Annotated in this window: 23 protein-coding genes; 1 reads left to right on the forward strand and 22 read right to left on the reverse strand. The window is 59.9% G+C overall.

Annotated elements, in window-relative coordinates; all coding sequences use genetic code 11:
* Positions 1-155 precede the first annotated feature (155 nt).
* The 11 genes from ureG to QA646_RS11650 all read right to left on the reverse strand — a co-directional run bounded on the left by ureG (position 156) and on the right by QA646_RS11650 (position 8,524).
* Positions 156-767 carry an urease accessory protein UreG gene (gene ureG, locus QA646_RS11600; RefSeq protein WP_283055606.1) on the reverse strand — a complete coding sequence of 204 codons (612 nt, stop codon included), beginning with the start codon at positions 765-767 and terminating at the stop codon, positions 156-158.
* Positions 768-873: 106 nt separating this feature from the next.
* Positions 874-1,560 (reverse strand): urease accessory protein UreF, encoded by a 687-nt coding sequence (locus QA646_RS11605; RefSeq protein ID WP_283055607.1) that lies wholly within the window; start codon positions 1,558-1,560, stop codon positions 874-876.
* 5 nt (positions 1,561-1,565) lie between these two features.
* Positions 1,566-2,099 carry an urease accessory protein UreE gene (gene ureE / locus QA646_RS11610; RefSeq protein WP_283055608.1) on the reverse strand — a complete coding sequence of 178 codons (534 nt, stop codon included), beginning with the start codon at positions 2,097-2,099 and terminating at the stop codon, positions 1,566-1,568.
* A 175-nt stretch (positions 2,100-2,274) separates the two neighbouring features.
* Positions 2,275-3,135, reverse strand: coding sequence for a GGDEF domain-containing protein (locus QA646_RS11615; protein WP_283055609.1), 861 nt, complete (start codon positions 3,133-3,135; stop codon positions 2,275-2,277).
* A gap of 318 nt (positions 3,136-3,453) precedes the next feature.
* The gene (locus tag QA646_RS11620) at positions 3,454-4,224 is read right to left on the reverse strand and encodes a hypothetical protein (protein ID WP_283055610.1); all 771 of its coding nucleotides are present in this window, start codon (positions 4,222-4,224) and stop codon (positions 3,454-3,456) included.
* Positions 4,225-4,226: 2 nt separating this feature from the next.
* Entirely contained in the window at positions 4,227-5,939 is a 1,713-nt protein-coding gene (ureC, locus tag QA646_RS11625) for an urease subunit alpha (protein WP_283055611.1), read from the reverse strand.
* A 3-nt stretch (positions 5,940-5,942) separates the two neighbouring features.
* Positions 5,943-6,566 carry a glycosyltransferase family 29 protein gene (locus QA646_RS11630; RefSeq protein WP_283058851.1) on the reverse strand — a complete coding sequence of 208 codons (624 nt, stop codon included), beginning with the start codon at positions 6,564-6,566 and terminating at the stop codon, positions 5,943-5,945.
* Between the two features lie 17 nt (positions 6,567-6,583).
* Entirely contained in the window at positions 6,584-6,973 is a 390-nt protein-coding gene (locus QA646_RS11635) for a lysozyme inhibitor LprI family protein (RefSeq protein ID WP_283058852.1), read from the reverse strand.
* A 68-nt stretch (positions 6,974-7,041) separates the two neighbouring features.
* Positions 7,042-7,347 (reverse strand): urease subunit beta, encoded by a 306-nt coding sequence (locus QA646_RS11640; protein ID WP_283055612.1) that lies wholly within the window; start codon positions 7,345-7,347, stop codon positions 7,042-7,044.
* A gap of 22 nt (positions 7,348-7,369) precedes the next feature.
* The gene (locus tag QA646_RS11645; RefSeq protein ID WP_283055613.1) at positions 7,370-7,672 is read right to left on the reverse strand and encodes an urease subunit gamma; all 303 of its coding nucleotides are present in this window, start codon (positions 7,670-7,672) and stop codon (positions 7,370-7,372) included.
* A gap of 30 nt (positions 7,673-7,702) precedes the next feature.
* Positions 7,703-8,524: an urease accessory protein UreD gene (locus QA646_RS11650; protein WP_283055614.1), complete on the reverse strand. Its 822-nt coding sequence runs from the start codon at positions 8,522-8,524 to the stop codon at positions 7,703-7,705.
* A gap of 23 nt (positions 8,525-8,547) precedes the next feature.
* Between QA646_RS11650 and QA646_RS11655 the strand changes: the two genes are divergently transcribed.
* Complete coding sequence (locus QA646_RS11655) at positions 8,548-8,802, forward strand: hypothetical protein (RefSeq protein ID WP_283055615.1); 255 nt, start codon at positions 8,548-8,550, stop codon at positions 8,800-8,802.
* 72 nt (positions 8,803-8,874) lie between these two features.
* Here the strand turns inward: QA646_RS11655 and QA646_RS11660 are convergent, their stop codons facing one another.
* The 11 genes from QA646_RS11660 to QA646_RS11710 all read right to left on the reverse strand — a co-directional run bounded on the left by QA646_RS11660 (position 8,875) and on the right by QA646_RS11710 (position 22,461).
* Complete coding sequence (locus QA646_RS11660) at positions 8,875-9,996, reverse strand: branched-chain amino acid ABC transporter substrate-binding protein (protein ID WP_283055616.1); 1,122 nt, start codon at positions 9,994-9,996, stop codon at positions 8,875-8,877.
* Positions 9,997-10,179: 183 nt separating this feature from the next.
* Positions 10,180-10,533, reverse strand: a complete 354-nt coding sequence (locus QA646_RS11665) for a DUF6867 family protein (protein WP_283055617.1) — start codon at positions 10,531-10,533, stop codon at positions 10,180-10,182.
* Positions 10,534-10,557: 24 nt separating this feature from the next.
* Positions 10,558-11,286 carry an ABC transporter ATP-binding protein gene (locus tag QA646_RS11670; RefSeq protein WP_283055618.1) on the reverse strand — a complete coding sequence of 243 codons (729 nt, stop codon included), beginning with the start codon at positions 11,284-11,286 and terminating at the stop codon, positions 10,558-10,560.
* Positions 11,283-12,158: an ABC transporter ATP-binding protein gene (locus QA646_RS11675; RefSeq protein ID WP_283055619.1), complete on the reverse strand. Its 876-nt coding sequence runs from the start codon at positions 12,156-12,158 to the stop codon at positions 11,283-11,285. Before QA646_RS11675 ends, QA646_RS11670 begins: the two co-directional genes overlap by 4 nt.
* Positions 12,158-13,549 carry a high-affinity branched-chain amino acid ABC transporter permease LivM gene (gene livM, locus QA646_RS11680; protein WP_283055620.1) on the reverse strand — a complete coding sequence of 464 codons (1,392 nt, stop codon included), beginning with the start codon at positions 13,547-13,549 and terminating at the stop codon, positions 12,158-12,160. Before livM ends, QA646_RS11675 begins: the two co-directional genes overlap by 1 nt.
* Positions 13,550-13,553: 4 nt before the next feature.
* Positions 13,554-14,456, reverse strand: coding sequence for a branched-chain amino acid ABC transporter permease (locus QA646_RS11685; RefSeq protein WP_283055621.1), 903 nt, complete (start codon positions 14,454-14,456; stop codon positions 13,554-13,556).
* 304 nt (positions 14,457-14,760) lie between these two features.
* The gene (locus QA646_RS11690; RefSeq protein WP_283055622.1) at positions 14,761-17,187 is read right to left on the reverse strand and encodes an FAD-dependent oxidoreductase; all 2,427 of its coding nucleotides are present in this window, start codon (positions 17,185-17,187) and stop codon (positions 14,761-14,763) included.
* 215 nt (positions 17,188-17,402) lie between these two features.
* Positions 17,403-17,957, reverse strand: coding sequence for a sarcosine oxidase subunit gamma family protein (locus QA646_RS11695; RefSeq protein ID WP_283055623.1), 555 nt, complete (start codon positions 17,955-17,957; stop codon positions 17,403-17,405).
* 7 nt (positions 17,958-17,964) lie between these two features.
* Complete coding sequence (locus QA646_RS11700) at positions 17,965-20,922, reverse strand: sarcosine oxidase subunit alpha family protein (protein WP_283055624.1); 2,958 nt, start codon at positions 20,920-20,922, stop codon at positions 17,965-17,967.
* Positions 20,919-21,197: a sarcosine oxidase subunit delta gene (locus QA646_RS11705; protein WP_283055625.1), complete on the reverse strand. Its 279-nt coding sequence runs from the start codon at positions 21,195-21,197 to the stop codon at positions 20,919-20,921. Before QA646_RS11705 ends, QA646_RS11700 begins: the two co-directional genes overlap by 4 nt.
* 13 nt (positions 21,198-21,210) lie before the next feature.
* Complete coding sequence (locus tag QA646_RS11710; protein ID WP_283055626.1) at positions 21,211-22,461, reverse strand: sarcosine oxidase subunit beta family protein; 1,251 nt, start codon at positions 22,459-22,461, stop codon at positions 21,211-21,213.
* Between the last annotated feature and the right edge of the window lie 70 nt (positions 22,462-22,531).

The following is a 22,531-nucleotide window of genomic DNA, read 5'->3' on the forward strand; positions in this document are numbered from 1 at the left end:
TTCTCCCGCGCGAAAAGGGGCTTAAGGCGCTGATGAGAGGGCGATCGAAGCGACGGTTCGATCGCTCTCAGCAACAAACGAAGGCAAACCCTCCCCGGTAACGCCCCCTCAACCTGGGCAGCGCCCGACCTTCTCCCCGCTGGGGCGAAGGTAGCTTACAGCCCGCCCTGTTCCTTTAGGAAGTCGACGATTGTTGCAACACCATCGCCGCGTTTCATGTCGGAGAACACGAAGGGGCGGGCCTGGCGCATCCGGGTCGCGTCACGGTCCATGACATCGAGATCGACATCGACGAAGGGTGCGAGGTCCTTCTTGTTGATGACGAGAAGGTCGGATTTGGTGATACCTGGACCGCCTTTGCGCGGAATTTCCTCACCCTGGCAGACCGAAATCACATAGATGGTGATATCGGCGAGATCCGGCGAAAAAGTCGCTGCGAGATTATCGCCGCCGGATTCGATGAAGACGACATCGAGATCGGGAAGCCGCTCGTTGAGGCCGGCAATGGCCTGCAGGTTGATCGTCGCGTCTTCACGAATGGCGGTATGCGGGCAGCCGCCGGTTTCGACGCCGACGATGCGATCTGACGTCAGCGCCTGCATGCGCACCAGCGCCTCGGCATCCTCGGTCGTATAGATATCATTGGTCACCACCGCGACGGAATAATCGTCGCGCATTGCCTTGCAAAGCTTTTCGGTCAGCGCTGTCTTGCCCGAACCGACAGGCCCGCCGATACCGACGCGCAGAGGTCCATTTCTCGATTTCATGCTCGAAACTCCGATAAAAACATAGAATAGCGGGGCAGATGCATCTCGCACAGCGTCGAATGACGTAGGATCTGCCCCAACTGCAATATTTGCTTACGCCCTTCCCTCAGGATCGAAAGAGCCGGGTGCCCTGCGTCTCGTGGCGAAGGCTGGCAATATCGGCCTGCACCGTCGCAGCACCGAGATCGCCGAGGCTCGAACGCGCGGCCCGCTTTGCGACCTCGGCGATCACATCTTCCAGCGCCGCCAGGATCGCAACCCCGTCCTTCTGTCCAGTCACCCCGAGCCGAATACCAGCCGACAGCATCTGCGACGCCAGCGCATGCAGGAAGGCCGCGAGTGCCTTTTCCCGGGAGATGTCATGCGCGCCAGCCACCGCGCCGACCGCTATCGGATAGGCCACTTTCGCAGGCAGCTTGGAGAAGATCGGATGCGGCCAGGCATTGGCGGCGGAGAGAAAGGCTTCGCCGAGCAGCATGGTTTCCTGATGGCGCTCCTTCGAGCCGGCCAGCGCTTCGGCAAGCTCTGCCGCCTCAGCCAGCCGTGCCGCATCCTCGGCCGCGCCATGCGCCTCGGCAAGCAAGACGGCGTCGTTCCAAACCGAGCCATGTCGGATCAACGAGGCAATCCAATCCCGGAGGCTCGCCGTGTCCTGCACCAAGCCATCATGGACCGCACGCTCGAGGCCGCCCGAATAGGCGAAGGAGCCGACCGGAAAGGCTGGCGACAGCCAAGCCATCAGCCGCAGGAGCGCCTGCAGATCGCCATCCTCCGTCCCTGAAATCCCGCCCATCACGTTCAGTCGTGCGAATGATCGTGATGGCCGTGCCCATGATCATGCTCGTGATCGTGGCCATGGTCATGATGATGCCCGTGATCGTGACCATGCGAATGGCCGCCATGCGCATGATAGGCGCCACGCGCCGGCTGAAAAGCTTCGCTGACCTCCGTCACCGTCGCGCCGAGGCCTTCGAGCATGGAGCGGATGACATGATCGCGCAGGATGAGGATGCGGTCTTCCTCGATCTGTGCCGAAAGGTGCCGATTGCCGAGGTGCCAGGCAAGTTCGATGAGATGCCGGCGATCGCGCGGCTTGATCTCGAACAGCTTTTCCGCCGCTGCGACGATTTCGATCAATTCGCCGTCTTCGCGCACCAGCAGATCGCCATTGGCGAACAGAACCGGCTCCTTCAGATCGAGCATGACCATCTCGCCATTTTCGAGATGCAGCAGCTTGCGGCGCAGATGCCGGAGATCATGCGGCAGCACGACACGATCGATCGGATTGGAAGAAGGGGTGCCGGCCGGCAGATAGGAGGTGACGCGTAGCATGACATATCCAGTTCTAAACTTTCTCAGAGCATGCAAAATAGCCGCTTTCCGCGCAAGCGCCAGTACCGGTTTCGCAGAGCTAAAGCTCGGCGCGATCTTTCAGATACGCTCCCACGCTTTCGCGCTTTTGCATGTCGTTCTTGCAAAACCGCCGCACACTTTTGCGCGACATGCATTATATCCCGTGGCCGTATCGATGCTGCTCCACGCAGTCGGGCATCGCTTCCTGCTCCTCTTCGGCCGGAGGACGATGCCAGATATGATTCAGCCATTCGCTTTCATGAACGACGCGATTGCGGCCAAGCGCCTTGGCGAGATACAGCGCCTTGTCGGCGGCGGCATAGACCACTTCTTTCTTGCGCTCGCCCCAAATATCGGCGATCCCCGCAGAAATAGTGATCTTAACCGAGCCGCCTTCGATGGCGATGGCCTGATTGGCAATCTGCGCCTTCACGCCCTCGATGCGGGCGATGCGTTCGCCCATATCGCGGCCATGGACGATGGCGCCGAACTCCTCGCCACCGAGGCGAGCGATCACGTCCCTGCCCTCGAAAATGCAGGAAAAGATTTGCGACACGGCGATGATGACGGCATCACCCGAAGCGTGCCCATAGCGATCATTGATCGTCTTGAATCGATCGACATCGAAGATCACCAACGAGGCGTCGTCTTTCGCTTCTTCCAATGCCTCGGTAAACGCGCGGCGGTTCAGCAGTCCCGACAACATGTCGGTGCGGCTTAGTCGTTCGAATTCGGCGCGCGAGACGGCGAGCTTATGAATGGCGTAGCCGGCCAGCAATGCCAGTGCGCCGGAGACCGTACCGCCGATGAACCATGCGAGCAGAACACCGAGCCGGATCGCGTCGAGCATTGGCAACGGCAACAGGCCAAGCCAGTCCAGGACAGGCAGCATCGCAAGAATGATGGTGGCGGACAGGATCACTGCCAGAAAACTCATCTTTAGCGCGAAAATATATATCGTGCGGCGCTGCTGAAAATTACCAAGTTCGGCCTGTAGCGAAATCCACCGTTTCATGCGAATCACCTTCCTCAGCCCACGAAGTCGATGATGTGGGATAGGGGTGAAGGCTCTTCCAGGTCTTTAATGCGATCGTTAAAATGCCGGACATTTCTCAACTTATGAGCTGGTAAAAATGAGCGTGCAGACTCACGAGCGCGTGAGGGAAAACGACCGAGTTGCGGCGGTCGGGCGCAACCCTCTGATTACGTTGCATTAGCCCAACCGGCCAACGATTTTCCTTGAGAAACACCCCAAAATCAAAGCCCTTCATCAGAAAAATCTAACACTCAACTGATCGCATGGTGAATCGCCACAGCCGGCTGCCCGATCTACCTAGTGCCCGCCTCGGAGCTGCTCGATTTTGCTGTCATTCTTTTCGAGATAGCGGTGGTTTTTCGTGAAATTAGCGAGAAGGCCGCTGGTGGCATATTCCTTTATGGGCAACACGTCTTCGTTCGTTAGCAGGGCTCTTACGGCGAGCGCAAATCCCCATTCATTTTGTGTGAGATACCCCAGCCGCTGCGTGGACCAGCCTTGCGTGCCGCTGGCAGTATCCCGAAACTGACTGAACTGAAACGACTGGTTCCCGCCGAAGACGCCGAACCCAAAGAACACCGTGGCAAGGTCGGTGACGAACTCTTCATTCTGAGCCCAATCGGGTGGCCTTGTCGGAATCGAAAACAGCACCGAATGACAGAGCTCGTGGATGAGAACCGCGATCAATTGCTCGAGATTGCGTGCAACTGCGGGCTTATAGGTGATGATGTGGCGATTCTTCGCGGCGCGATATGTGCCACCCGGATCTTGCGGAACATTCTTAACAAGGGCGAGACCGCCAACATGGGGCTCAATCGCCTCCCTCTGCTTACGAAGTTCGAAGCTCTCGACATCAAGCTTGAGGAGTTGGCAAAGATAGGAAAGCACAAAAAACACGTGCTCGTGCCCTGACAGCCCCGATTTTGGAAAGTCGGCATGCCGCGGATATTTTGAAGGGAACGCCTTCAATGCGTCCACGCCACCGAGATTTTCGAGCAGCCACTCCCACGCCGAAAGCTGCCACTCCTCGTCATCGACGCTTATTGTGGGTTTGGAAGACCAGAACATACTCAAAACAGGAAATAGCGCTGCGCCATCGGCAGCACCGTTGCCGGTTCGCAGGTGAGAAGCTCGCCATCGGCGCGCACTTCGTAGGTCTCCGGATCGACTTCGATATGCGGCGTCAGGCTATTGTGGATCATAGACGCCTTGGAGATGCCGCCGCGGGTATTCCTGACGGCAACGAGGCTCTTGGCGACGCCTAGCCTGCCGGCGAGACCTGCATCAAGCGACGCCTGCGACACGAAGGTGACCGAGGAGTTTGTCAGGCTCTTGCCGAAAGAGGCAAACATCGGGCGATAATGGACCGGCTGCGGCGTGGGGATCGAGGCGTTCGGATCGCCCATGGGAGCGGCTGCAATCGAGCCGCCGAGCAGCACCATGTCCGGCTTCACGCCGAAGAAGGCCGGGTTCCAGATCACCAGGTCGGCGCGCTTGCCGACTTCGATCGAACCGATCTCATGGCTGAGGCCATGGGCGATCGCCGGGTTGATCGTATATTTGGCGATGTAGCGTTTGACGCGGAAATTGTCGTTGTCGCCGGTTTCCTGGGCAAGACGGCCGCGCTGGCGCTTCATCTTGTCGGCGGTCTGCCAGGTGCGGATCGCCACTTCGCCGACGCGGCCCATGGCCTGGCTGTCGGACGAAATGATCGAGAAGGCACCGATATCGTGCAGAATATCTTCCGCTGCAATCGTCTCCTTGCGAATGCGGCTTTCGGCGAAAGCGATGTCTTCCGGGATCGACGGCGACAGGTGATGGCAGACCATCAGCATGTCGAGATGCTCGGCGATCGTGTTAACCGTATAGGGCCGCGTCGGATTGGTCGAAGACGGGATCACATTCGACTGTCCGCAGATCTTGATGATGTCAGGCGCATGGCCGCCACCCGCCCCTTCGGTGTGGAAAGCATGGATGGTGCGGCCCTTGATGGCGCCGATCGTGTCCTCTACAAAGCCGCTTTCGTTCAACGTATCCGTGTGTATCATCACCTGCACGTCATACGCATCGGCGACCGTCAGGCAGCAGTCGATGGCGCCGGGCGTCGTCCCCCAATCCTCGTGTAGCTTCAAAGAGGTGGCACCGGCAAGCACCATCTCTTCGAGCGCGCCAGGCAGTGAAGCATTGCCCTTGCCGGCAAAAGCGAGGTTCATCGGAAAGGCATCGGCAGCCTCGATCATGCGGGCGATGTGCCAGGGGCCGGGCGTGCAGGTGGTGGCAAGCGTTCCGTGCGCCGGGCCTGTGCCGCCGCCGAGCATGGTCGTCAGCCCGCTCATCAGCGCCTCTTCGATCTGCTGCGGGCAGATGAAGTGGATATGGCTGTCCATGCCGCCGGCCGTGACGATCTTGCCCTCGCCCGCGATCGCCTCCGTGCCCGGACCGACGATGATATTGACGCCGGGCTGCATGTCCGGGTTGCCAGCCTTGCCGATCGCGACGATCCTGCCATCCTTGAGACCAATATCAGCCTTGACGATCCCCCAGGTGTCGACAATCAGTGCGTTGGTGATGACGGTATCGACGGCACCATCGGCCCGCGTAACCTGGCTCTGCCCCATCCCATCACGAATGACCTTGCCGCCGCCGAACTTCACCTCTTCGCCATAAGTGGTGAAATCCTTCTCCACTTCGATGAAAAGTTCCGTATCGGCAAGCCGTACCCTATCACCGGTGGTCGGCCCGAACATGTTGGCATAGGCGGCGCGGGAAATCTTATGGGGCATAAATCAAGCTCCTTGGGAGGAAATGACGGGGGTCTTGTCGGCGATACGCCTCAGGCGACCTAGCGAAATATAATGATCAACCAGCCGCTTCTCTGCAGCAAATGGATGGCCATCCCATCCAGTATGGCTGAAGCCAGTAATGGCGATGTCCTCGCCGGGATAGCGCAAAAGCAACTCGGCGATCGCGACCATGCCGCTGCTCGGCACGACGTAGGGACCAGGTTCGTAAGCCATGAGCGCTTCATCGACGCTCTCATGAACCGCCTGGTCGATGACCACATGACGTTTGTCTGTCGCCTTGCAGAAGGCGGTGAATTGATCCGTGTAGTCGTCACAGAAATCGTCGAGCTCCGGATGCGACAACGCTAGCGGCTCGCGCAGCGCCGCGAATTTGCGGGGATCGCGGACACTCCAGATTTCCGATGCGGCCGCAATCGGCGGACTGTTGCGCCATTCCGCGGAACCGAGCATGGCGCGCGCCGGCCGGCCGGTGTTGCAGACCGCGACGATATCCGTACGGCTGCCGCCCGTCTCTATGGAGCGGCAATCATTGAAACGCACGACCAGATCGGCGGCGTCGATCTCCTTCGCCGCCCCTTCGGCAATCTCGCCATTGCCGACGATCATGATCCTGCGGCTGGCGCTCACTGTGCACCCTCCGGCCCATCGGCCAGTGCCTTCAGCTCTTTGGTCCGCTGCTCTGTCAACGTCGCCTTGCATCCGGAAACGAGCATCGGCTCCATCGACCCGCCCCGCGCCCCAAATCCTTCCGCCTCGCATTGGCCATCGCGATAATCGACCCAGGCTCGCTGCGCCTTGACCAATGCCTTTTCGGCACCCTTTTGGTCGTCATCGAGATCCGCATCGGTGGCGACCATTGCCGCGCGCGTCTTTTTATATTGCTCGTTCAATGCCTTATCGGCCTTGTCATAGTCCCGCTGCGAGCAGATGTTCATATCCATCTGCGTCTGCGCATTGTTGCAATCGACCTCCGGCTCGTCCGCATCATTTTGCGCATGGGCCGAACCGCACATCAAAACCGTCGCGACAAACGCGCTGCATGCAAGCAATCTCAAGGACATGCCGTCTCTCCCTATAAGTTTTAAAGCTTGCCCATGATCTGCTGGCGGAAACCATAGATCTCGCGCTTGCCGGAGAGCGGGATCAGTGTCACCGAGCGCGTCTGTCCCGGCTCGAAACGCACGGCCGTCCCTGCAGGGATATCGAGACGCATGCCCTTGGCCTTTTCGCGATCGAAGGCGAGACCGCCATTCGTCTCTGCAAAATGATAGTGACTGCCGACCTGCACCGGGCGGTCGCCGGTATTGGAGACTTCCAGCGTCACCGTCGGCGCGCCGGCGTTCAGTTCGATGTCGCCGCTTGCGGCAATAATTTCACCTGGAATCATGATTTTTTCCTTTGCCGTCGTTTCAGCGGATCGGCTCGTGCACGGTCACGAGCTTCGTTCCATCCGGAAACGTCGCCTCGACCTGTACGTCGTGGATCATCTCGGCAATCCCTTCCATCACCTGGTCGCGGCTGATGACATGGGCGCCGGCCTCCATCAGTTCGGCGACCGAACGACCGTCACGGGCGCCTTCGACCACGAAATCGGTGATCAGCGCGATGGCTTCCGGATGGTTGAGCTTGACGCCGCGCTCCAGCCGCCGCCGCGCAACCATTGCCGCCATGGAGATCAACAGCTTGTCTTTTTCTCTCGGAGTGAGGTTCATCGCCTACCTATGTGATTGCTATTGCTCGAATTACAGATTCCAGACTTTCGGCACTGACGCTGCGTTGCGCAAGGCGGAAATGACCGGGATCAGGATTTTTCTCAGGGAGAAGCCATCGGCTGCCGCAAGCCGTACCACCAGCTTGTCGCGCCATTGGCTGACGCCGCCCATGTGCCCCTCGACAAGCGGCCGCAGCTTGGCGAGATAGGTTTCCGCCAGCGGCCCGGCATAGAGCAGGGTCGCGAAAGCGACTTGGCCGCTCAGAACGGCACGTTCGGCCGTCAACGCGGCGACATCGCCGTCGAGCCTCAGCTCCTCGGCATGGATCAATCGCCCAGCACGGCGGATGCGCCAGCGGTCGCGAAACATGCCCTGCGCCATCGCCTCCCCCATGGCTTTGCGGCCCAGCAGGATTGCCTCGACGGCCAGAAATTCGGCAGTTTCGTCGAGATCGACATCGAGCCTGCGCGACAGCGAGGCGCGATCGAACAGAATGGTTTCCTGCGGCAACCAATCGACGCGTGCGCCGGCACCGACCTTGATAGAAGTCATCACTTCGGCGGTGCCTGCGGATGCCTTGTAGATCTTCTCGCAGGCCTGGGTCGTCACATCGATGTGCGTGCCCGGCCCAGCGACGATGCTCCAATCCATCTCGTCGCCGCCCGTCAGCCCGCCGGCAGTATTGATGATAACGGCTTCCATGGAATTATCGAACGTATCGGGCAGGCGAATCTTCGCCGCACCTTCCTGGAAAAGTTCGGCAAGGCGCGTGCGCCCATCAAGCGCCTTGGCCACCAGACGGCCGCGCCCGCGCGCCCTCTGCGGTCTCGTGCCCGCCGCTGCCATCACCATCCCGTTACTCCACGCATCACGTCATGCCATCGCAGGTCATTGAAACCCACCAAGAAATGAAGGCAAGCAATTTCTGTGCCTTATGCAGCCGCCCGGAACGTCGGTTGTCTGTCGCAGGCATCCGCCGCATTTTTCGCCAAACGATGAAAAGTACGGCACCTCAATTTTCTTCCTTTGCCCAAAGCCTCTCGAGCAAACCTTCGGCCAGCACCGATCCTTCCACCAGTCAGGTCACCTTGATACGAAAAAGCGAAGGAAACGCCGTCATCACAGCTTGAACGCAAAGAAGCCCGGCCAATGACCGGGCTTCCAGATCGAACGTGCCGCCGGAAAGCCGGCGACGTGAATGATTACTTTTCGATTTCGGCGTAGTTGTACTTGCCGTCGGAGCCCTTGGACCACTTGTACATCACGTAGTCCGGACGGGTGATGTCGCCCTTTTCGTTGAAGCCGAGTTCGCCGATGGCGGTCTTGTAGGGACCCTTTGCCTTCAGCGCGTCGGCAACAGCCATCGGGTCGTTGGAGCCGGCAGCCTTTGCGGCGTCGGCGATGACCTGCATGGCAGCATACGCATAGAGCGTGTAGCCTTCGGGCTCATAACCGGCAGCGCGGAACTTGGCGACCAGATCCTTGGAAGCCGGGTTCTTGCGCGGATCGGGCGCGAAGGTCATCAGCGTGCCGTTGACAGCGTCGCCGGCGATCGAAGCAAGCTCGTTCGAGACGATACCGTCGCCCGACATGAAGTGAGCCTTGACGCCCTGGTCAGCCATCTGGCGCATGATCAGGCCGGCTTCGGTGTGCAGGCCGCCGTAGTAGACGAAATCGACGCCGGCTTCCTTCATCTTGGCGATGAGGGCCGAGTAGTCCTTGTCGCCGGGAGTGATGCCTTCGTAGAGAACTTCCTTCATGCCATCAGCATTGAGGTTCTTCTTGGTTTCGTCGGCAAGGCCCTGGCCGTAGGGGGTCTTGTCGTGAACGATGGCAACCTTGGCACCCTTGAAGTTGTCGGAAATGTACTTGCCGGCAACTGCGCCCTGCTGGTCGTCACGACCGCAGGTACGGAAGGTGTTCCACAGGCCGCGCTCGGTGAAAACCGGGTTGGTGGAAGCCGGGGTGATCTGAAGGATGCCATTTTCGGCATAAACTTCCGAAGCCGGGATGGAAACGCCCGAGTTGAAGTGACCGACAACGAACTTGACGCCGTCAGCGACGAATTTGTTGGCAACCGAAACGCCCTGCTTGGCGTCGGAAACGTCGTCGCCGAGTTCGAGCTTGATCTTTTCACCGTTGATGCCGCCGGCCGCGTTGATGTCGGTGACGGCCTGCTCGGCACCCTTCTGGAGCTGAGCGCCGAAGGCGGCATTTGCACCCGTCAGAGGGCCTGCAACGCCAATGATGATGTCAGCCTTTGCAACGCCGCCGAATGCGATCATCGCCGACAGAGCCACGGCCGACAGAAGATACTTCTTCATATTGTTACTCCCAATTTTTTGAGCGGGTTCCGTTTGATTTGCCCTGCGCAATACCCACCAATCATCGCGCCGGTAAACTTGCATTTCGAAGTCTGGAGGACGTGATCCCGAAAAATGTCGATCGGTTCTCGGATAGGATCAAGCCCACCTTGTATTCAGACTGAGCCTAGTTTCGGCGCACTGTCAATTCTTCTTCTTCCAAGAGAATGCGGAAGTTTTTTCGTACAGCCAATAGTAGTTGTTCACCATCTGATAGGTGCGGCGATAGCGATATCCGGCCGTCGAAAAGATCAGGAGAAGGACCACATCGACAATATAGTTGACGAGGTCGAATACTGGGCCGTTGAACAGCGCGTGATGCAGGAATTGCAGCCCGAGGCCGATCAGGCATGTATAGATGACGGCCAGCGGATAGGAGTTCCAGTTGCTCGCCACGGCGCGGCCGGCGCGCCATGCCGTCCAGAAACCCAAAAGAACGATAACCACTCGAATGACGAGGCGCCCGCCCGTATCGCTTTCGAAGAAAAGTCCCTGCATATCAAATTCTCCGCAGAACGAGGCTCAATGGTGACCGCCTTCGAGATAGGCTGAACGCACTTCCGGATTGGCGAGCAGTTCCTTGCCGGAGCCGCTCATCGTCACCCGGCCGTTGACCATGACATAGGCGCGGTCGGAGAGCTTCAGGGCCGCAAAAGCGTTCTGCTCGACCAGAAAGACAGTGAGGCCCTGGCTCTTGTTCAGAACCTTGATGGCTTCGAAAATGCCCTTGACGATCAGCGGCGCAAGGCCAAGCGACGGCTCGTCGAGCAGAAGCAGCTTCGGGCGCGCCATCAGCGCGCGACCGATCGACAGCATCTGCTGCTCGCCACCCGACAGCGTACCGCCGCGCTGCGATTGACGCTCCTTCAAGCGTGGAAACAGGGCGAAGATCTTTTCGACATCCTCATTGAAATATTTGAGCTTGTCGAGGCTCGCACCCATCTGCAGGTTCTCGTAGACCGTCATGCGCGGGAAGATGCGCCGCCCTTCTGGCGACTGCGCAATCCGCAGTCGGGCGATTTCATGCGTCGGCATGCGAGTGATGTCGCGGCCGTCGAAGGTCACCGAGCCGTTGCGGGCTTGCGGGCTGCCGCAGATCGTCATCATCAGTGTCGACTTGCCGGCGCCATTTGCGCCGATCAGGCTGACGATTTCGCCGCTGTTGACTTCGACATTGACGCCGGCAAGGGCGCGGATGTTGCCGTAATAGGTTTCGACGCCTTCAACTTTCAGAAGCGGTTGCCCCGTCATCGATGTTCGCCCTCTTGGAGGTGCTCGACTTCGGCAATCACCTCTTCCACTTCTTCATCTTCGACACCCAGATAGGCCGCGATCACTCTCGGATCGTTCTTGACCTCATCCGGCGTACCGTCGGCAATCTTCTGTCCGTATTCCAGCACGACGACGTGGTCGGAGATTTCCATCACCACCGACATGTCGTGTTCGATCAGAAGGATCGACGTGTCGGCATCCTTGCGAATGCTGCGCAGGAATTCGTTGAGCACCAGCGACTCGCGCGGGTTGAGGCCGGCGGCCGGCTCGTCCAGGCACAGAAGTTCGGGCCCGGTGCACATGGCACGGGCGATCTCGAGACGACGTTGCGCGCCGTACGGAAGATCACCGGCCGGATCGTCGGCCCGATCGACAAGATCGGCCTTCTCCAGCCAGAAGCGCGCCAGCTCGATGGCATTCTTGGCCTCGGCGTGATATTTGCCGATGCCGAGCAGACCAAGCACCGTATAACCGGACGCGCGCATCAGCTTGTTGTGTTGCGCGACCAGCAGGTTTTCAAGCACGGTCAACCCCGAGAACAAGCGGATATTCTGGAACGTGCGCGCCACCTTGGCTTCACGGGTGATCCGGAAATCCGGCAGCCGCTCCAGCAGGAATTGCTTGCCGCTCTTCTGGTTGAGCGTGATCATCCCCATCGTCGGCTTGTAGAAACCGGTAATGCAGTTGAACACGGTGGTCTTGCCGGCACCGTTCGGGCCGATCAGCGCGGTAATATCGCCGCGCTTGGCCTCGAAGGAGAAGTCGTTGATCGCCATCAGGCCACCGAACTTCATCGACAGGTGATCGACTTTCAGCAGAATGTCGTCGGGGATTGCGGTCACAGCGTTCATCAGCCGTGGCCCTCCTTTGTAAAGCTGCCGGAGACCGCTTTCCGCTCCTTGAGGAAGGCGGTCGGCTCGCGCGTGCCGACGAAGCCGCGCGGCTTGATGATCATCACGACCACCATGGCGAGCCCGAAAATCAGCATGCGATAGAGTTCCGGGGTAAAATCAGCACCGAAAATTATCTTCAGGAAGCCCATGTCGCGCAGCAATTCGGTGCCGCCGACCATGGCGATCGCGGCGATGGCGATGCCCTTCAACGAGCCCATGCCGCCAAGGACGACGATGGCGAGAATGACCGCGGACTCTAGGAAGACGAAGGATTCCGGCGAGACGAAGCCCTGACGCGCGGCAAAGAACGAGCCGGCGAAGCCGCCGAACATCGCGCCGGTGGCGAATGCCGTCAGCTTGGTCGTCACCGTGTTGATGCCGAGCGAGCGGCAGGCGATTTCATCTTCGCGCAAGGCTTCCCAGGCACGGCCGATCGGCATCCTGCGCAGCCGGATCGTCACATAGGCGGTCAGCATGCAGAGCGCGAGGATCACGTAGAACAAGAATATCTTGTACCAGGCCGACGAGAACGGCAGGCCGAAGGTCCGGATGAAATTGTGCGGATCCTTGATATCGAAAGTATAAAGTCCGAACAGCGAGGCCTTGGTGATGTTGGAAATGCCGAAGCTGCCGCGGGTAACGTCCGTCCAATTGGTGATGACGATGCGGATGATTTCGCCGAAAGCCAGCGTCACGATGGCCAGATAGTCGCCGCGCAGACGCAACACCGGAAAGCCGAGGATCATGCCCCACAGCCCGGCAAAAATGCCGGACAACGGCAGCAGTATCCAGAAGGACAGGCCGAAATGCGTCGACAGCAGCGCGTAGGAATAGGCTCCGACCGCATAGAAGGCGACATAGCCGAGATCGAGCAGGCCGGCCAGGCCGACGACGATGTTCAGGCCCCATGCAAGCATCACATAGATCAAGATCTGGATGCCGAAATTGTCGACATAGGTCAGCGATCCCTGCACGCCGAAAAGCGCCAGCGCCAGTAGCGGATAGATAAGCAGAAAGACCAGCGCAATCGCGTTGAAGTTCTTCGAGATGAAGCCGGGTTCGGCTTCGACGGGCGGAGCCTTCGCCTTGGCCGCTTTCATGGCCGCTAGTTTGGGCTGCACGAACACCGTCATGACGAAACGCCCGACGGCAGCGATGGCAACGATGGACGCCAGCAGGCCCCAGCGTTGAACGATGATCAGTTGGTTGTCGATATTCTGATCAGTCTTCAGACCGATATAGAGCACGAACATGCCAAATGCGATGACCGCTGTCCAAAGGGCGTCGGTAAGCCCTTTCTGGACAAGGCCGGGCGCGGTCTTGCCTGCAACGAAATTTGAACTTGCCATGGCGTTATACCTTCTCGACTTCCGGCCGCCCGAGAATACCCGTCGGCTTGAAGATCAACACGTAGGCCAAGATGCCGTAGGTCGCGACATCCTTATACGCGATAGCGAAATTGCCCGACCAGAACGACTCGATGAAGCCGATCATCAGTCCGCCGAGAACAGCGCCCGGCAACGAGCCGATGCCCCCGAGAACGGCGGCGGTGAACGCCTTGACGCCGGGAACGAAGCCATCGGTGAAGTTGGCGACGCCATAATACATCAGGTACATCGTGCCGGCGACGGCGGCGAGCGCCGCACCCATGATGAAGGTGACGGAAATGGTGCGGTCGACATTGATGCCGAGCAGCGCCGCCATCTTGCGATCCTGCTCCGTGGCACGCTGGGCGCGGCCAAGCGCGGTCTTGTTGACCAGATACCAGAAAGCGGCGAGCAGAACGACCGTGCTGATGAAGATGATGATCTGCTTCAGCGACAGCGATACGCCGCCGATATTGTAGACATCGCCCACCAACGTCGGGATCGGCTTGTTGCGCGGGCCCTGTGCGACCTGGATGAAGTTCGATAGCACGATCGACATGCCGATTGCGGTGATCAGCGGCGCCAGGCGGAACGAACCGCGCAGCGGCCGATAGGCGACACGCTCGATCACCCAATTCCACAGGCTCGTCATCAACATGGCGACGATGAGCATCACCAAAAGCATTATTGCCACCGGTAGTCCTGCAACGAGCGACACGAGAACCAGGTAAGTGATAAGAGCGGCGAATCCGCCAAGCATGAACACGTCGCCATGAGCAAAGTTGATCATGCCGATGATACCGTAAACCATGGTATAACCAATGGCGATCAGGCCGTAAATTGACCCGAGAGTCAGCCCGTTAAGGAGCTGCTGGATAAAATAATCCATATGTCATTTCCCCTGGACGCGGAGTTTGTCGACCGCATCTCTTATTGGTTAGGGTTTTCTTTCGAGAAGGCCCGTGGGGGCGATTCCATACTGTTTTCGAAGGAAATGTGAAGCCAAAAAGGCAGGAAATTGACAAAATCTTTTCAAAAGGTGGCGCAATGGCGCAATTCGAGCCAGAAAAGATAGAAAAACAGCATTGCCTGGCTCAAAAATAGCCGAAATAATTCGCGAATAGGCTTCGGTAAAAAAATCTCTTCAGAAATGCGTCTCTGAGAAGCCCGCCCTCTCCCTTCGGCATTCGCGGTCAGGAGCGCATGCGCGCGCCTCCAGCTTCGAACAACGGCTGCGGCTGCAATGTCGCCGGAAATAATTCGCCGAGCAGTTCGATCGACCATCCCTGCGTTTCGTCGGCAATCTCTTTCGGCACATAACCAATGGCGACCGAGGCGCCGGAGGCGTGCGCATAGCCACCCGAGGTCACCCAGCCACAGACGGCACCGTTGTGATAGATCGGCTCATCGCCGATGACATCGGCATCCCTGGCCGCGAGAATAAACGTGCGCAGCCGCATGGCGCCGCCCTCCGCCTTCTCCTTGGCCGCCGCCGATTTGCCGATGAAATCGGCCTCTTTGGATAGAGCCACGAATCGGCCGAGCCCCGCTTCCAGCGGCCCATAAAGCGGACGGTATTCGCGCGCCCAACTGCCGTAAGATTTATCGAGGCGAAGCGCGTTCAGGGCCCTAAGACCGAAGAGCCTGATACCGAATTCGGCACCCGCCTCGATCAGCAGATCGAAGAGGTAGCGCTGATATTCCGGCTTCATCCAGATCTCGTAGCCGAGATCGCCGGTGTAGGAAACCCGGCCGACGATGGCAGGCGCCATGCCGAGATCCATCCGACGAATGGACATGAAAGGGAAAGCGGCGGCGGAGACATCCTGATGCGTCAGCTTTTCCAGGAGCTTGCGCGCATTCGGCCCCGCGATCGAAAGTCCAAGCAGCGACAAGCCGAGCGCCTTCATCTCCACGGATCCATCCTTGGGCAATAGGCTCTCGAACCAGCGCATATGATAAGCCTCGGCAATACCGGAGCCGATGAGGAGGAAATCCCCCTCGCCCAATTTGGCGAGCGTGAAATCGCCGATCAGCTTGCCGTCATGCTTCAGCATCGGCGCCAGCGTCATGCGCCCGATTGCCGGAATGCGGCAGGCAAGCAGCCAATCGAGAAAGGCTTCCGCGCCCGGTCCTCTGACCGAATATTTGGCAAAGCCGGAGGTCTCCATCAGGCCGACGCTGTCGCGTACCGCCCTCGCCTCGGCGCCAACCACATCGAAATCGTTGGAGCGCCGCCAGGAGAACTCATCCGCCTCACCCGCGGGCGCGAACCACAGCGCCTGCTCCAGCCCATAGGACGCGCCGAAGATGCCGCCCGCCGCCTTAAGCTTGTCGTAGATCGGCGTCGTCAGCAGCGGCCGTGCCGCCGGCAATTCCTCGTTGGGATAGCGGATGGAGAAACGCCGCGCGTAGTTCTCGCGCACCTTGGCGTTGGTATAGGCCAGCGTCGCGTAGTCGCCATAACGGGAGACGTCCATGGCGAAGACGTCGAAGCCGGGATCGCCGTGGATCATCCAGTTGGCGAGCGCCAGCCCGACACCCCCGCCCTGGCTGAAACCGGCCATGACGGCGCAGGCGGACCAATAGTTCGTCAGCCCCCGCACCGGTCCAACCAGCGGATTGCCGTCGGGCGAGAAGGTGAAGGGACCGTTGATGATCTTCTTGATGCCGGCATTGTTGAAGGCAGGGAAATGGCGGAAGCCAACTTCGAGCTCCGGCGTGATGCGTTCGATATCCTCAGCCAGCAGCTCATGGCCGAAATCCCAGGGCGTCGTTACCGGCGACCAGGGGCGGCAGGCCTTCTCGTATGTGCCCATCAGCATGCCCTGCCGTTCCTGGCGCAGATAGATCTCGCCGTCGAAATCGACGCAATGCATCAGTTCCTTGCCGGTCGTCTTGTTGAAGTCGGCGACCTCCGGCATGTCCTCGGTGATCAGATACATGTGCTCCATCGCAAGCACCGGCAGCTCCAGTCCGACCATGCGCCCGACCTCGCGCGCCCAGAGGCCGGCGGCATTGACGACATGCTCGGCGACGATCTCGCCCTGATTGGTCATCACTCGCCAGGAACCATCCTCGCGCTGCACCAGCTCCTCGACCTTGGTGTGCAGGTAAATCTCAGCGCCGTTCTTCTTTGCCGAGCGGGCATAGGCATGTGTGGTGCCGTAGGGATCGAGATGGCCTTCGACGGGATCATAGAGAGCACCGACGAACTGGTCGGGATCAAGGAGCGGCATCATCGCATGCGCTTCTTTCGGCGTCAGCAATGTCGCCTCCAGGCCGTTGTAACGCCCCTTGGCGAGGATGGATTTCAGCCAGTCGAAACGCTGCGGCGTTGCCGCCAGCATAAGACCGGATGTCATGTGCAGGCCGATATCCTGGCCGGAATAGTCCTGGATCTCCTTATAGAGCTCGACCGTGTATTTCTGCAGCTTGGCGACATTGGGATCGCCATTGATCGTATGCATGCCGCCGGCCGCGTGCCAGGTCGAACCCGATGTCAGCTCGGAGCGCTCCAGCAGCACGACCTCCGTCCAGCCGAATTTCGTCAGGTGATAAAGCACCGAGCATCCGACGACTCCGCCGCCGATAACGACGACCTTGGCATGGCTTTTCATCCCGAAATCCCCTGTGTCCGGCGCGAAGTCGGCGGGAATTTTTCCGCCTGACCGACCCTGTTTGCAATGCAGCCTAGAGACTATCTGTGAGGCCAAATAGCCCGAACTGCGAAACCGATCTATCTGTTTGCGCCATCGCAATTGTTCGGATCGCGCCATTGCTTGCCAGCGCGCCTTTCGAAAGTCGCTTTGCACTTTTCCGAAGATTTAGGCGCTCAGTCGGCAAACCCTGCCGTCAAGGCGAACTCGCGCCCCATCTCCATCAGCTCCTCGAAGACGCTGCCGGCATAGGAACGGGGGACGATGATCTCGAAATGATCGGGGCCGGTGCGGGCCAGATTGGCGCCGACGTGGCAGATGAGCATATTGGCCGACCGCCCATCGGCGAAGACCTGCGGATGCAAGTCGATGGCCACGCATTTCGCCAGGATGCGCCGGACACTCGGACCCAAAAGGCGCAGCACCACGCGGCCGTCGCTCTGTTCGAAGAGGGAAACGCGAGCGGCATCCAATAAAGCGAGATCACGCGCCAGGCTCTCGGCCCCCAACACGTCCGATACCGCCAGCCACTCGCCCGGTCCCACATGGCGTACCGAAATATCCGACATGGCTTTCAATGCCGCCAGCGTCCAGGCTTCCTGACCGGTATGGGCGAGCACCGAGAATATGGCGGGACGGCGGGCGACGGCGAGATGGTTCGGATTGGATTCCGCTTCGAAGCCGGAGATGTGGTCTTCCAGCACGTGCCGATTCTGATATGCGACGCTCATCGATCCCTCATCCCAAAAGCTTCTTGTTGGCAGGATCGACGAAGACCGGATTGCACACCTCGGCAATCACCTCCTCGCCGCGCAGCCCATCCCAGACGATCACATGTTCACCGATCCGCTCGCGGCCGGATTTCAGGAAGGCCAATGCGATGAAATGGCCGAGAACCGGGGAGAAACAGGCGGATGAAACATGGCCCTGATCATTCGCCGTCGACGGCTTGGCGCCTTCCTTCAGAAGATGCGCACCAGCGCGAATTTCCTTGGTGACATCGACCGGCTTCAGTCCGACAAGCTGGACACGATCGGCGGCGGTCAGGCCGAAGCGGGTCGAGAGCCGCTTGCCGATGAAATCCGGCTTCTGCGTCGCCATCATCCGGCTGAGGCCGACATCATCCGGCGTGGCGCGGCCATCCAGTTCGTTATGGGTGACGTGGCCCTTCTCGATGCGGAGCACGTTCAGCGCCTCGACGCCGTAGGCACAGATACCATGCGCCTTGCCCGCCTCCATGATCGCATCCGCTACCGCCTCGCCATAGCCGGCGGGAACGGCGAGCTCATAGGCCAGTTCGCCGGAGAAGGAGATGCGGAAAAGTCTCCCCTTCAGACCGCCCTTCAGCATCACTTCCGCGGCGGCAAGGAACGGGAAGAACGCGTCGGAAATATCGTCCTGAACGATCTGTTCCAGAACCTGCCGCGCCTTCGGCCCGGCAATCGCCATCTGCGCCCATTGATCGGAGGAGGAGACGAAACGCACGTCGAGCTGCGGCCAAAGCGCCTGGGCACAGAATTCCATATGCGCCATCACCTCCCCGGCCATCGCGGTCGTTGTGGTGAGGAAAAAATGATTCGGCGAAAGGCGGCTGGTCGTGCCGTCGTCGAACACCATGCCATCCTCGCGCAGCATCAGTCCATAGCGTGCCTTGCCGATCGGTAGCTTCAGGAAGGCGTTGGAATAGAGCCGGTTGAGAAACTCCGCCGCATCCTTGCCGAACACTTCGATCTTGCCGAGCGTCGAGACATCGCAGAGGCCGACATTGTTGCGGACATTCAGCACCTCGCGGTCGACGCTGTCGCGCCAGCTCTTCTCGTCCGAGCGCGCAAACCAGGCCGAGCGATACCAAAGGCCGGCTTCGACGAAGGTCGCGCCATTCTTCTTCGCCCAGCCATGCAGAGGCGATTCCCGCACTGGCTGCGCATGCTTGTCGCGCGCCGTACCTGCCAGCGCACCGAAGGAGACAGGCGTATAGAAAGGCCGGAACGTCGTCGTGCCGACAGCCGCCGGGCTGACGCCGCGCATGCCGGCGATGAGGCCGGCGGCATTGACATTGCCGAGTTTGCCCTGATCGGTCGCCATACCGCTCGTCGTATATCGCTTGGCATGCTCCACATGACCAAAGCCTTCGCGCAGGGCCAAGCCCAAATCTTTCGCATGCACGTCGTTCTGGAAGTCGACGAAAGCCTTGTCCTTGGCGCCCGGCACATGCCAGATGGCCGCAAAGGACGGATCGTAATCGCCTTCGACATCCGGCATCTCAGCCTCATGCGCCCTGCGCCCGAGGCTCTCGACGATCAACCGCGCCTTCGCAGCGCCATCGGCGAGACAGCCGGAAACGTTGTCGATGCCCGCAGCCGATCCGGCAATCTCTATTTCGCCCCCGACCGTCGGCGCCATGAAGGCCTGTTTCTCCTCCGACCACACCGGCTTTGCGCCGCGCTGACAGGCAAGATGAATGATCGGCGACCAACCGCCGGACATGGCAAGTGCATCACAGGCGATAAGCTCGTCCAAGCCACCACGATCGGCAATCACACCGCTGATACGGTGCCTGCCCTTCGTGGCCAGCAGCGTGCCGCCATGGATAATGCGAACGCCCTGCGGCGCCATGTCGGACGAGGCACTGCGCGTATCGATGATAACGGATATTTCGACGCCTTCCGCCGCCAGATCAAGCGCCGTGCGATAGCCGGACCCGCCATTGGTGAAGACTGCTACCTTCTGCCCCGCCACGACACCATAGCGATTGAGATAGCTGCGCATCGCGCCCGCCATCATCACACCCGGTCTGTCATTGCCGCCGAACACCAGGGGCCGCTCTTCCCCACCGGTTGCCAGGATGGCGCGTTTGGCGGCGATGCGCCAGAGACGCTCGACCGGCAGATCGGGCGACGGCGTTGCCACATGCTTCTGCACTTTTTCGACTGCGCCGAAGACATTGTCGTCGTACCAGCCGAACACCGTCGTGCGCGGCATCAACGTAACATTCTCGAAGCTCTGGAGTTCGCCGAGCGCCGCATGCACGAAGATATTCGCGGGGACGCTGCCGATCGACAATCTCTCAGACAGCAGCGATCCGCCCAGACGAAATCCTTCGTCGGCAAGGATGATGCGAAGTCCGGCGCGTGCAGCCGTCAGCGCCGCCATCAGCCCGGCCGGGCCGGAGCCGATCACCAGCAGATCGCAATGCGCCCAGGCCTTTTCATAGCGATCGGGATCGGCCCGCATTGCCGCCTTGCCGAGACCCGCCGCACGGCGGATCAGAGGCTCATAAACCTTCTCCCAGAAAGCCGCCGGCCACATGAAGGTCTTGTAGTAGAAGCCAGCGCCGAGGAAAGGCGAGAACAGACCATTGAGCGAGGCAACATCATATTTGAGCGACGGCCAGCGGTTCTGGCTGACGGCGGTCATGCCTTGATAGAGTTCGGCGACTGTGGCGCGCGTGTTCGGCTCCGCACGCCCATCCCTGCCGATCGTCACCAGCGCATTCGGCTCCGAAGAGCCCGCCGTTAGAATGCCGCGCGGGCGGTGATATTTGAAGCTGCGGCCGACGAGCAATTGGTCATTGGCAAGAAGGGCTGCGGCGAGCGTATCGCCCTCCATTCCCTTCATATCCCTGCCGTCGAACTTGAACGTAAGCGGCCGGCTTCGGTTGACGAGACCGCCGGAGGAAAGGCGATAGGCCGTCATTGCGCCGCCTCCCGCGCCTTGTCCGCGGCATCGGTGACGGAGAAAACCTGATGGGTGACATTGCTGCGGTCGACGATCAGCCAACGGCGGCAACCGGCCGCATGGTGCCAGTATTCTAGAATGCGCCCGCGCTCGTTGTCGCGGATATAGACATAACGATGCCAGTCTTCATCCGGCGCGGATGGAGCCGGACGGACAGCGGATGCTGAGCCGCGAATGGTGAACTCTTCTTTCGGGCGCGTGCCGCAATGCGGGCAGGTGATCAGGCTTGCCATTTGTTTCGTGCCCTCAATGCAGATTCGGTTGCGGACCCTTGCCGCCTTCGTCGATCGCAAAACCGCGTTCGAAACGGTCCAGGCGCATGAGGCGGCTGACCTCATGGCTTTCTCCCTTGGCGATCAGGTGCGCGAAGCAGAAGCCGGAGGCCGGCGTCGCTTTGAAGCCGCCATAATTCCAGCCGCAGTTCAGATAGAGATTGTCGACCGGTGTACGGTCGATGATCGGCGAGCCATCCATGCTCATATCCATGACGCCGCCCCAGCTACGCAGCACCCGGACGCGCGACAGGCCCGGGATCAGCGACACCCCCTCCTCCATCGTATGTTCGACGGTGGCGAGATTGCCCCGCTGAGCATAGGAGCTGTAATAATCGATATCGGCGCCAAAGACCAAACCGCCCTTGTCCGACTGCGAAATATAGAAGTGGCCGGCGCCATAGGTGATGACGTGATCGATCACCGGCTTCAGCCCCTCCGTGACGAACGCCTGCAGCACATGGGTTTCGATCGGCAACTCCAGATCCGCCATGCGCCCAAGAACAGAGGTATGGCCGGCCGCCGCCAGCGCCAGCTTGTTGCAGCCGATGAAGCCGCGCGTGGTCTCGACGCCGGTCACCACGCCTCCTTCGCGGCGGATGCCGATCACCTCGCATTGCTGGATGAGATCGACGCCACGGCTGTCGGCGCCGCGGGCATAGCCCCAGGCAACGGCATCGTGCCGCGCCGTGCCGCCCCTCGCCTGCAGCAACCCACCAAAGACCGGAAAGCGGGCGTGATCGAAATTGAGATAGGGCATCATCTTGCGGACCTGATCGCGGTTCAGCAGTTCCGCATCGACCCCGTGCATGCGCATAGCATTGCCGCGCCGGGCATAGGCGTCGCGTTGCCCATCGGAGTGGAAAAGGTTGATGACGCCGCGCTGGGAGATCATGGCATTGTAATTGAAATCCCGCTCCAGCCCTTCCCAGAGCTGCATCGAAAATTCATAGAACGGCTCATTGCCGGGCAGGAGATAGTTGGAGCGGATAATGGTGGTATTGCGGCCCACATTGCCGGAGCCGAGATAGCTCTTCTCCAGCACCGCGACATTGGTGATGCCGAACTCCTTGGCGAGATAATAGGCCGTCGCCAGTCCATGCCCGCCACCGCCGACGATGATGACGTCATAATGCGATTTCGGCTCCGGAGTTCGCCACACAGGCTGCCAATGACGGTTCCCTGAAAGCGCCTGCTTCAGAAGCTGATATGCCGAATAACGCATCTATCAATCCCGGTCTCTACGCGGCCACACATTTGCATATGCAGCAAAAACGACAAGTCCGGAAAGGACG

Source organism: Rhizobium sp. CB3090 (assembly GCF_029714285.1).
Taxonomy (GTDB): domain Bacteria; phylum Pseudomonadota; class Alphaproteobacteria; order Rhizobiales; family Rhizobiaceae; genus Rhizobium.

Coding starts and splice junctions, on each gene's coding strand:
- QA646_RS11660 (WP_283055616.1), bottom strand. CDS start 9,996: ATGAAGAAGTATCTTCTGTCGGCCGTGGCTCTGTCGGCGATGATCGCA.
- QA646_RS11700 (WP_283055624.1), bottom strand. CDS start 20,922: ATGACGGCCTATCGCCTTTCCTCCGGCGGTCTCGTCAACCGAAGCCGG.
- QA646_RS11655 (WP_283055615.1), top strand. CDS start 8,548: ATGCCATCGCAGGTCATTGAAACCCACCAAGAAATGAAGGCAAGCAAT.
- QA646_RS11705 (WP_283055625.1), bottom strand. CDS start 21,197: ATGGCAAGCCTGATCACCTGCCCGCATTGCGGCACGCGCCCGAAAGAA.
- livM (WP_283055620.1), bottom strand. CDS start 13,549: ATGGCAAGTTCAAATTTCGTTGCAGGCAAGACCGCGCCCGGCCTTGTC.
- QA646_RS11685 (WP_283055621.1), bottom strand. CDS start 14,456: ATGGATTATTTTATCCAGCAGCTCCTTAACGGGCTGACTCTCGGGTCA.
- QA646_RS11620 (WP_283055610.1), bottom strand. CDS start 4,224: ATGTTCTGGTCTTCCAAACCCACAATAAGCGTCGATGACGAGGAGTGG.
- QA646_RS11650 (WP_283055614.1), bottom strand. CDS start 8,524: ATGGTGATGGCAGCGGCGGGCACGAGACCGCAGAGGGCGCGCGGGCGC.
- QA646_RS11665 (WP_283055617.1), bottom strand. CDS start 10,533: ATGCAGGGACTTTTCTTCGAAAGCGATACGGGCGGGCGCCTCGTCATT.
- QA646_RS11635 (WP_283058852.1), bottom strand. CDS start 6,973: ATGTGCGGTTCGGCCCATGCGCAAAATGATGCGGACGAGCCGGAGGTC.
- QA646_RS11675 (WP_283055619.1), bottom strand. CDS start 12,158: ATGAACGCTGTGACCGCAATCCCCGACGACATTCTGCTGAAAGTCGAT.
- QA646_RS11630 (WP_283058851.1), bottom strand. CDS start 6,566: ATGATCGTCGGCAATGGCGAGATTGCCGAAGGGGCGGCGAAGGAGATC.
- QA646_RS11710 (WP_283055626.1), bottom strand. CDS start 22,461: ATGCGTTATTCGGCATATCAGCTTCTGAAGCAGGCGCTTTCAGGGAAC.
- QA646_RS11670 (WP_283055618.1), bottom strand. CDS start 11,286: ATGACGGGGCAACCGCTTCTGAAAGTTGAAGGCGTCGAAACCTATTAC.
- QA646_RS11690 (WP_283055622.1), bottom strand. CDS start 17,187: ATGAAAAGCCATGCCAAGGTCGTCGTTATCGGCGGCGGAGTCGTCGGA.
- ureG (WP_283055606.1), bottom strand. CDS start 767: ATGAAATCGAGAAATGGACCTCTGCGCGTCGGTATCGGCGGGCCTGTC.
- QA646_RS11615 (WP_283055609.1), bottom strand. CDS start 3,135: ATGAAACGGTGGATTTCGCTACAGGCCGAACTTGGTAATTTTCAGCAG.
- ureC (WP_283055611.1), bottom strand. CDS start 5,939: ATGCCCCATAAGATTTCCCGCGCCGCCTATGCCAACATGTTCGGGCCG.
- QA646_RS11645 (WP_283055613.1), bottom strand. CDS start 7,672: ATGAACCTCACTCCGAGAGAAAAAGACAAGCTGTTGATCTCCATGGCG.
- QA646_RS11695 (WP_283055623.1), bottom strand. CDS start 17,957: ATGAGCGTCGCATATCAGAATCGGCACGTGCTGGAAGACCACATCTCC.
- QA646_RS11605 (WP_283055607.1), bottom strand. CDS start 1,560: ATGGGCGGGATTTCAGGGACGGAGGATGGCGATCTGCAGGCGCTCCTG.
- ureE (WP_283055608.1), bottom strand. CDS start 2,099: ATGCTACGCGTCACCTCCTATCTGCCGGCCGGCACCCCTTCTTCCAAT.
- QA646_RS11640 (WP_283055612.1), bottom strand. CDS start 7,347: ATGATTCCAGGTGAAATTATTGCCGCAAGCGGCGACATCGAACTGAAC.